This window comes from Faecalispora jeddahensis (assembly GCF_000577335.1).
GTDB lineage: Bacteria > Bacillota > Clostridia > Oscillospirales > Acutalibacteraceae > Faecalispora > Faecalispora jeddahensis.
This window is the reverse complement of the sequence record NZ_CBYL010000075.1, coordinates 1-9,135: the sequence shown is the minus strand read 5'-3', so window position 1 is coordinate 9,135 and position 9,135 is coordinate 1. Positions and strand designations below refer to the sequence as shown.

Below are 9,135 nucleotides of genomic sequence, written 5' to 3'. Positions count from 1 at the left end.
GGTTTAACTTCACCTACACAATAAAATCTGACTTATCACGAATTTGAGCCGTTGCATCTTACTTGACGCAACGGCTCTTGCTTTGTCTACATGCCAAGAATAGTCCAGTCAATGCTTGCATATAGACGGTGAACGGATTTTAATTTTCATAGCACCGAACCCCTCCCTGTTGTCTATATTTAATTAATTGAAACTTCCATTTTGCTATGGTAAACTTATTTTATATATTTACCGAGTAAAACTTTTTTGAAACGGTAGTGAGGAAAAATTTGCCCCGAAGGGGTGTATTTATATTTGCTTGATTCGCATTAGGCGGATAAACATAATGAAAACTTTACTTTGAAGATGAGGGGGAATAATTTGATTATAAAAGATAACAAGCAATTCAATATATTCCCCTCGCATGTGGGGCTGAGAAAATATATTCAATATTACAACGTCGTATTTCCATCGAATAATACATTTACCGCACAATATACGCTTATGCCTAACGCTTGCGGAACATTGTCGCTTGCTTTTGACGGAAACGCAGTCATTGCTGAACTGTGGGGAGCATCTTTAACCCCGGTATTGTTAGGAATGGAACCAAATAGTTATCATGTCCTATTGCTTGTACAACTTTCTCCCTATGGTTTGTATCAAATTACTCGTCAAAGCCAAGCGGAGTTTGCAGATAAACGACTGACGCTTGAGGATATTGACAATGAGCTGTTTTATTCGCTGCATCAGGCTTTTGTAGCATCAAAAACTGTATCCGATTTGGTGAATACTTGTGAGGAAATTTTATACCGACGCATGGAAAAGCATGTTGTTTCGGACTCTTTGGTGTTGGCAACCAAAGTGATTTCTGATAATTATGGACAAATACAAGTGAAAGAAGTTGCCAGACAATCCCATTATAGTGGGCGACAGCTAAACCGCTTGTTTCTTGTGCAAATTGGGATGAATGTTAAGGACTTTATACGCTTAACTCGCTTTAATTATGTATTAAAGCACATTCAAAAATCGCCTTGCTTTTTTGCGGCATTGTCGCAACAAGCTGGATATTTCGACCAAGCCCATTTTGATAAAGATTTCAAGGCTATCAGTGGCGTTACCCCACAAAAGTATCTGAAAACAATGTCGGATTTTTACTATGACGGCACAGAGATATACGATACACTATCCTCAAAGGGGGATTGAAAAATGAAATATCAAGGTTGTCTTTTAGCGGTTAAGGATATAGCCGCATCGAAACATTTTTATGAAAAGGTGCTTCATCAAAACGCGGTAATGGATATTGGCGTACATGTGACCTTTGAGGGGTTTTCTCTGCAACAAGGATATGCCGAACTCGTTGGCATATCAGTCGATAGCGTGAAAGAGCAATCGCACAACTTTCAAGTTTATTTTGAAGTGGAAGATTTAGACAAGGTATACGCCAAACTAAAAAGCATATCCAGTTTGCAGTGGGTACACGAAATCAAAGAATACCCGTGGGGGCAGCGTGATATTCGGGTATATGACCCCGACAAGCACATTGTAGAAATTGCAGAGGATATGACCACGGTTATCAAACGCTTTTTTAATCAAGGCATGTCGGCAGAAGAAGTTGCTACACGCACAATGTTCCCTCTTGAGGTTGTAAAACAGTATGCGTTAGGCTTTAGTATGTGATACACGGCGGCTTTGGTAAACCAAAGCCGCTATTTTATTCCAAACAAGATTGGAGGAGACGGACAATGAGTAAATATGAGCCGCTTTGGAAGGCGATAGGTCAACGCACGGAGAACAGCTTCGCGCTGACCTATGCCGAGATTGAACAGATTCTGGGCTTTCCCATCGACCACGCCTTTTTAACCTTCAAGAAGGAGCTGCCCGTCTACGGCTATGAGGTGGATAAGATCTCCATGAAGGCACAGACGGTGACGTTCAAACGCTGCACTTGACAAGCGGTGCGTTTCTGCCATCATCGGCTTCACCCATCCAAGAGGAGGAATACTATGAACTGGGAGCCATGGACAGGCTGTTACAAGATAAGTGATGGCTGTACAAATTGCTATTTTTATGGGCCGTATGCAAAACGCTATGGTCAAAGCACAATACAAAAAACAGATAAATTTGATTGGCCCGCAAGGAAAAATGCAAAGGGAGAATACAATATCAAAGGCAACAAAATTCTTCCAACCTGTTTTGCGACTGACTTTTTCCTGCCAGAAGCAGACGAGTGGCGTAAAGACATTTGGGCTATCATCAAGGAAAGAACAGATATTGATTTCTTGATTTTAACAAAGCGAATTGACCGTTTCCCCCAATCGCTTCCGTCTGATTGGGGTACAGGCTATGACAATGTGAATATTGGCTGTACTGCCGAAAATCAAACACTCGCCGATTACAGGCTTCCGCTCTTTTTATCCTATCCGATAAAGCGGCGCTTTATTGCCTGCGCCCCACTTTTAGAAGCGATAGATTTAACACCATATCTTGATGGCATAGACCATGTTACCGTTGGCGGCGAAACAGGACGAGAAGCCCGTATGTGCGATTATGATTGGGTACTTAATATCCGTGAACAATGCGTAACAGCAGATGTAACCTTTTGGTTCAAGAATACAGGCTCACTTTTCAAACGTGACGGTGTAGTGGAAAAAATAAATCCATTTAAGCAAAACAGTGTGGCAAAAGAGCTCGATATTGATATTTCAGATGGGAAAAGGTTGTTCTGATCAAATCAATGGAGTAAAGCATTATTGCCTATTTTGTTTAACAAATATTCTGTATGAACCAAATGAGCAGACAGCTTATTGAGACTAAATCGGTTCTACCAAAACTAATCACGATTACTATGAAAATATGGGCAAACCTTGCTATCAGGCTCGGGTTGCCTACTTTTTGTTTTACAGTCACATCCCGAGTATAGTCCAGATATAGGTCGGCGCCGTGAGAGTGAACACCAAGCAGGCGAACAGAATGGCGGGCGCCGCCCACTCAAACTGCCCATGTTTGCGATAATCGAAGTACGCCATCCCAAGTTTGGCAAAGAAAAACACCGCCAGAATCAAGTCGATTGCAGGGAACACCACCTTGTTGACCACCGTCTTGATTTGCCCGGAGGCATCGTTCCACGTTCCCTCAATCGCCCCGGCCACGTCGCCGTTTGCCGCAAAAGCGGTTGTGCCAAACAGCAGGCTTACCATGAGAACGAGCGTGAGTGCCAGCGCGATTTTTTTATATCTTTTCATAAAGACCACCTTTCCGAAATGAGGAACAAGGCCGCAGGATCGCTCCCGCCGCCTTGTTCTTTTTCTGTTTTTATAGCTGCATGGTCATGTCCATGCCCGGAGTCTGTTCCTCCAAAAGCGGAGCTACCGCAAGCACTTGCGGGTTTTGGTAAAACTTCAGGTCGCCCCGAAATCCTTTTTTCAGCGCACTGAATTCCTTCGCTTGTGCAAGGAGCTCAGCGGAACAGCCGGGCGGCAGCTCCTGATTCCAGCGCACCCAATCGCCGTTCTGATAGCGCGGCTCCAGCTGGAGAATCACATAATCCTCCGGCACAAAAGCGGGGTATTTCCGCCAGAAGCCCTGCACATCCACGTAAGGATGCCCCTCCTGCATGACGGTCATTTCCATAAGCCGCAGGGTATCTGCAAGAGAGGTGCAGAACCAGCACTCCCGATCTCCGAACCGCCGGATGCGGCCATCCTTGAGAATTGCCTCCAGCCGATCCGTTTTTGTGTAGTGGTACACGCTGCCTTTTGGAGCCTCAATGCGTTCATATGCCATCCTCGTCCCTCCTTTACGGCTGGATGGGACCGGCGTGCCAATCCTGCCACAGATTGCCGCGGATAGTCAGGCTGTCGGTCAGGTTGGCGGACAGCATCCCATCGGGCGTCCACGCATCTATGAGCCATGTGTTGACGGTATAGGCGCCGTCCAGCATCCAGATGGGGCTGAAATGAGTCCGATTCTTGTAGGTGGAATAGGGATTTTTCTGAAATTCAAACCGCCCCGATCCCATACGATCCAAGAGCCGCCAGTAGGCTTCGTAGCCGAATTCAGGGAAATAGCTGACCGCATTCTGCGGCTGGGTAACCGCCGAGCTTTGGCTGGAGCTGACACTCCCGGTGACGGTCTGGTTGATACCGTATCCTGACTTCATAACTCTTCCGCTGGCGGTGGGATTTTTATCATCGCACTGGATGCTCATGGCTGCGGTTAGACTGGCGCTGTAGCGATCCAGATCAAATTCCCACCATCCATGGTCACACCAGTATCCGTCCTCATCATCCCCATGCCATACCCAATATTCCTGCCACCACGGGCGCCAGACACTCCAGCTTGCCGTGCTTTTCACCGCTCTGCTTGGAACAGAAGTGCGGGAGAAGCTGTCATTGCGGTCATCGGCTACGGGATTGGGCGGCGGGTTCTTATCAAGGTCAACGATTTTTACGTTGAGGGTCGTTTTCGCCGTGCTGCCGGGGCCGGACACCGTCACTTCAATGGTCATGTTCTGCTCGGTATCAGGGGTTCTCCATTTCACCCACGCAAGCTGGCTGTCGCCTTCAGGGTAATAAACATTGCCCACGTTGTAGGTCTGGCCGCCAATGTTGAAGCTGACACGGGTGGGGCTGTCAGGGTCGGACTGGCCACCGCTGATGCGCACCGCCGTGATGACGTCGGTGTTGACCCGGTACTCATAATCGTAGGCGTCAATCTGCGGTTCCTCCGGCTTTTCCTCAAAGCGGACGATGCCAAGCCCAAGGCTGGACTTGATATCCGCATTGGTGGCGGCGCTGGTTTTGCTGCCTCCCCATGCGGGATAGCCGAGATCGCTTACCTCCAGGAACATGGCCAGCGGCAGATTCTTGTGGGTTAGGGATACCATGCGCCGCCTTAACAGGCCGCTGGTCTGCTCATCATAGAGCGCCGCTTCAGTAGCGGTGGTGGCAAACATATTGCCCTCAAATTTATAAAAGGCAAAGGGTTCAAGGAGCAACTTGTACTCACCGCCAATCAGAACATCGTAGTCCATGCCAGTGTGATTTGCGATGAGTTGCACCAAAAACTCAGAGCAAAAGTATTTCTTGAGTGCATCAATATTATTGCTGCCATTGGTACTGATAACTTTTGGAATTGCCTGAGGTGGTTTTATGGTGGTATAACCGCCTTGGACAGCTTGCAAGTTCCTGCCATTGTTGTACTGTATTTTGCTGACCTTTCCGAAATGATAAATCGAAGATGATGGGGACTTATTGCTTAAATCAATGGGAGTAGTAACTACCGCATGGTCGCTTGCGCGAACCACCGTGACACGTACACCTTCATTACCGGGACTCCATGAATTGGTGCTGGTTCCCTGACCCATCCCGCCGCCACCGCCGTCAATGTTTCCGCTGCCGCCGGTGTCGGCAAGCGCAGTCATCGGGCAGAGCAGACACAAAACGAGGAACAGCGGCAGGGCTCTCAAAAGTAATTTTTTCATTTTGCCCTCCTGTGTTTTTGCAAAATAAAAGCACGGTATTTTTCAACCGTGCTCTTGGGATATATTGTATTAAGTTTTAGTCCATCGTACCGACTTGCTTGTTGATGTCGCCATCGCTTTTTCCCTCAATCACTTGATTTTCGCCCAAGTTTGGCACGTTATCAAAGCCAGGAATGCTGTTTCCGCCATTGCTGGGTTTAGAGGAGGATTCCTGTTTCGGGGTTTCCTTCGGCTGTTCCACCTTGTCATGGTCGACTGCCGCGGGAGGCTCGGTGACCTTTTCGCCGTTGGGCTTCTGTGTGGGGTCTTGAAGCTGTTCCTCGGTATATTCCGGCTTGCTCACATCGCCCTGAATGGTCTGCTCCGTGCCGCTGGAAACCGCGCCGTTGTCGGTGCTCACCGGCTGGGTGGTATCGGGCGGAGTTACGGTGACCTCTTTTTCTTTCTCTGTGCTGTCCGGCCCGGACGGGTCTACCGTCACATCGCTCACCTCGGAGCTTTGGGACGGGAGGGGCGCATCCACCGGATTGGGTGTCTGGAACCGCTGCCCGATCAGCACCACCAGTATCACGCAGAGGGCAAGTCCCCCGGCGACAGCCAGCCACTTCTTCATTTTGGGATTCATATTTTTCATAAGAGCATCCTCCTATTTACCATATTTTGATAAGCCTCTTGTTATTTCACACCCTACCATGAACGTTTCCGGAAGTCTACTGTTATTATAGAAAACTTTTTGATAACAGTCAAAATTTAGGCGTGTATCCGGCGCTGGTCTTGACCTTGATGGTCATGGGCGGCAGCAGCTTCCCGCCAAAGGATACGGGAACCTCCAGCAGAATGGTGCTGTCCGCTTCAAAACGGGCGGAAGCTTGGTCACCCGATGCAAGAGGCGCGTTTCGGATGTCCACCTCCAGATTCCAGACCTTAAACTCCAGCTTGCCGTCCGGCGTGCGCTTTTCATGGTATCCGCTGCTATAAGAGAGTCCAAGGATGTTGTCCAGCCGGTCATAAATATCGCCGTAATCGAGACTTTCCTCGAAATCTCCGGCATAGGGCTGGTAAGCGCCCGAATAGCCCTCCCGCACACCGTGGTACACATCATCGTAATTCTCCACCACGGTGGAGATGACGGCGGCCTGCACTGCATCCCGCACACCCTGCGCCACAATCATCAGACGGAAGTATTCTGAAATGCCCGTGAAGATCATGACCAGCGACAGGGTAATTGCGATAATGAGAGGAAAGCCCGCACCGTCTTTTCTCCGTAAAATTTGCTTGATTTTATCCGTCATTTCCAGTAAACCTCGCTCTTTCCCGCCGCATCTGCTCTCAGCGTAATCGGGAACGAGCCGAAGCCGCCAAACAGCCCGATGTTGGTTTGGTAGGTGACCGTTACCGTGACTTCCTCATTGAGCTGGATTCTGCCGGTTTCAGACCATTCCACGCTGGGAGAAAGCCCTGTCTTTTCCCGCAGAAGCTGCTCACGGCGGCTGGTTTCGCTGCCCACCTGTCCGGCAATTTCGGCCTCCCGGATGAGCTCCGTGGCGAAGGTGTCCAGCTGCTGCTTTTGGATGTAGACGGGGAACACCTTCACGGCAAGGGCAATAACCAGCATGGCGCACAGCACCAGCACGGCCACGTCGATATAGCCCTCGCCGCGCTTGTTTTTCAGGATTTTTCTCAGCACATGGTCACCCCCCGCTCAAAGGGCCCCTGCTCCTGCCGGGGTTCCGGGTTGTGGTCACTTAAGATACGCCATGCGCCCTTGCTGAAATCAGCAGTGCAAATCTCCTGCTCCAGCAGTTCATCCGCGGGGACATCTCTGGCAAATTCAGCGCTGCCGGGGTTTCCTTTCACACTCTGGCCGGAGAGCAGAAGCTGTGCAGTTTCCGGCGTCAGGTACACATAACCGCCGGGCGTCATCATGTCAAACGCTGCGTTCGGGTGCGCTTCAATAAATTCCCGCACCGTGATTCTCACTTCCTCCGCAGAAACAGGCGCATATTCCGGGTCGAGGGTATACTCTGCTTCCGATTCGCCCTTGTCCCACAGCGTCCAAAGGGCATGGGTGAGTTCCTCGCTGAAATCCACGGTCTGCTCGGATATCCACTGATCCTTTACCACCTCCAGCGGGTTTTCGAAGCGCAGGAGGTATTCCATATAGTCAGCCGAATAGCTGCTGCCGGATAATTCTCCGTACACAAACTTCACAGCGGCAATTTCACTCGCCAGCTCTACCAGCTCAGAGGCCGGTTTCTGCTGCCATTCCTTTCGATACTGCGCCATGCCTCTGTCCAGCTTTTTCCGCAGAAGCGTCATCATTTCCTGTTCTGTCATCTGGTTTACACCTCCCTGTTAGAACATCCCGGAAAGGGATGTGATGATTTCATAGACAATAATCGCCATGTAGGTCATGAGAAAGCACATGAGCATGGCAAAGGAGAACACCCGGATTTTCGGCGGGATCTTCATGGCCTGCGCTTTCAGCCGCTGAAGCTCCAGCTGTTTCATATCGTGGGCCAGCATCTGAAAATACATCCCGCCGTCGTCCCCGCGCAGTACGCCGATCAGCCCTCTGGTAATATCCGAGAGCATGGGCGAATTGAACCTTGCCTCAAAGCGGGTTAACGCCGCCTCATAGCTGGAGGAACGCATATCCGCCGTGAGGATGTCCAGCTCCGCCGCAAAGTCCTCGCCTGCGTTTTTCTTGAAATTCTCCAGCATGGACAGCACATCCCGGCTGGCTTTCAACTCCTGAGTGACGGTCTCAACGAAACGGGGCAGCTCCTGTTCGATTTTTCCGCGCTTGGCTGCCAGCGCCTCGTCCGCCTTGCGGATTTCCTTGAAATAGACCAGCACGGCGGTAAACAGTACAATGGGCGCCAGCAATGGCAGAACCATCAGGCAGGGAATGATACACAGCCCGATAGCCGCCGCCTTCACAATAGCCGTTGCGGTGAACAGCTCCGGTGAGTCGGAAAGCCCCGCCGCCGACAGCACATTTGTCATCCGGCTTCTCTTGTACGCATCCATGCGGATATACCGGGAGAGCCGGACGGCGGCGTTCCGCAGCAGGGCATCGGTGGTTTTGGGCTTGGCCTTGGCCTGCTTTCCTGCTGACAGCATCGCCTTTTGGGTTGCAAGGGTGGGCAGATGCAGCAGATCGGCGGCAATGAAAAAGAGTCCCGCCGACAGGAGGACTCCAAATAAAAACAGATAGATTGTCATGGGTTCCTCCTTATCTTCGATATTCGATGGGCTGGGTGAGCTTGATCACAAACGCCGTGGAAATGAAAATCACGGCAGCGCAGATGGTCAGGATTACCTGCCCCAGCGGGGTATGCATCAGGGTGTGGTACCAGTCCTGATTCAAAAAATACAGGAGCGGAATGTTGCCTATGACAAGGACCACCATGGTGATGAATTCCTTTCTCGGTTCGAACACCATGGTTTCCAGCTCACCGTTGACCACCCGCATATCACTAAGCTTGCTGACAATAGGCGTCAGGGTGGTTTTCAGGCTGCGGTCGTGCTGACAGGCAATGAGGGCGTCGCACCATTCCTGAAACACCGTGTTGTCAATTCTCATTTTCACATCATGGAGCGCCGCCGTCACATCGGGGTCAACCAGCCGCACACGGGACACAAAGCTCTGAAATACCGACAGCACCGGC

At 50.2% G+C, this 9,135-nt stretch carries 13 protein-coding genes; 4 read left to right on the top strand and 9 right to left on the bottom strand.

Annotation, left to right across the window (positions count from 1 at the left end; genetic code table 11):
• Nucleotides 1–360: 360 nt before the first annotated feature.
• The 4 genes from TY09_RS16935 (at nucleotide 361) to TY09_RS16920 (ending at nucleotide 2,705) form a co-directional block, all read left to right on the top strand.
• A complete protein-coding gene (locus TY09_RS16935; RefSeq protein ID WP_018214004.1) occupies nucleotides 361–1,182 on the top strand; it encodes a helix-turn-helix domain-containing protein in 822 nt (273 codons plus the stop codon).
• A 3-nt stretch (nucleotides 1,183–1,185) separates the two neighbouring features.
• The gene (locus TY09_RS16930) at nucleotides 1,186–1,656 is read left to right on the top strand and encodes a VOC family protein (RefSeq protein ID WP_018214005.1); all 471 of its coding nucleotides are present in this window, start codon (nucleotides 1,186–1,188) and stop codon (nucleotides 1,654–1,656) included.
• 65 nt (nucleotides 1,657–1,721) lie between these two features.
• Nucleotides 1,722–1,928, top strand: coding sequence for a hypothetical protein (locus tag TY09_RS16925; RefSeq protein WP_018214006.1), 207 nt, complete (start codon nucleotides 1,722–1,724; stop codon nucleotides 1,926–1,928).
• 54 nt (nucleotides 1,929–1,982) lie between these two features.
• Complete coding sequence (locus TY09_RS16920) at nucleotides 1,983–2,705, top strand: DUF5131 family protein (RefSeq protein ID WP_018214007.1); 723 nt, start codon at nucleotides 1,983–1,985, stop codon at nucleotides 2,703–2,705.
• Between the two features lie 177 nt (nucleotides 2,706–2,882).
• Here TY09_RS16920 and TY09_RS16915 read toward each other — a convergent pair whose 3' ends face one another.
• The 9 genes from TY09_RS16915 to TY09_RS16875 all read right to left on the bottom strand — a co-directional run.
• Complete coding sequence (locus TY09_RS16915) at nucleotides 2,883–3,221, bottom strand: DUF3852 domain-containing protein (protein WP_018214008.1); 339 nt, start codon at nucleotides 3,219–3,221, stop codon at nucleotides 2,883–2,885.
• A gap of 70 nt (nucleotides 3,222–3,291) precedes the next feature.
• Nucleotides 3,292–3,762, bottom strand: a complete 471-nt coding sequence (locus tag TY09_RS16910; RefSeq protein ID WP_018214009.1) for a hypothetical protein — start codon at nucleotides 3,760–3,762, stop codon at nucleotides 3,292–3,294.
• Between the two features lie 13 nt (nucleotides 3,763–3,775).
• Complete coding sequence (locus TY09_RS16905; protein ID WP_018214010.1) at nucleotides 3,776–5,461, bottom strand: hypothetical protein; 1,686 nt, start codon at nucleotides 5,459–5,461, stop codon at nucleotides 3,776–3,778.
• Between the two features lie 76 nt (nucleotides 5,462–5,537).
• Nucleotides 5,538–6,095 (bottom strand): DUF6550 family protein, encoded by a 558-nt coding sequence (locus TY09_RS16900; protein ID WP_018214011.1) that lies wholly within the window; start codon nucleotides 6,093–6,095, stop codon nucleotides 5,538–5,540.
• Nucleotides 6,096–6,204: 109 nt separating this feature from the next.
• Nucleotides 6,205–6,753 carry a hypothetical protein gene (locus TY09_RS16895; protein WP_018214012.1) on the bottom strand — a complete coding sequence of 183 codons (549 nt, stop codon included), beginning with the start codon at nucleotides 6,751–6,753 and terminating at the stop codon, nucleotides 6,205–6,207.
• Nucleotides 6,750–7,148: a DUF4320 family protein gene (locus tag TY09_RS16890; protein ID WP_018214013.1), complete on the bottom strand. Its 399-nt coding sequence runs from the start codon at nucleotides 7,146–7,148 to the stop codon at nucleotides 6,750–6,752. The genes TY09_RS16895 and TY09_RS16890 overlap by 4 nt, the downstream gene beginning before the upstream one ends.
• Entirely contained in the window at nucleotides 7,142–7,798 is a 657-nt protein-coding gene (locus TY09_RS16885; protein WP_026184157.1) for a hypothetical protein, read from the bottom strand. Before TY09_RS16885 ends, TY09_RS16890 begins: the two co-directional genes overlap by 7 nt.
• Before the next feature lie 18 nt (nucleotides 7,799–7,816).
• The gene (locus TY09_RS16880) at nucleotides 7,817–8,689 is read right to left on the bottom strand and encodes a hypothetical protein (protein WP_018214014.1); all 873 of its coding nucleotides are present in this window, start codon (nucleotides 8,687–8,689) and stop codon (nucleotides 7,817–7,819) included.
• Between the two features lie 10 nt (nucleotides 8,690–8,699).
• Nucleotides 8,700–9,135, bottom strand: a 436-nt coding sequence (locus TY09_RS16875) for a type II secretion system F family protein (protein ID WP_042436802.1), incomplete at its 5' end; no start/stop codon positions are given.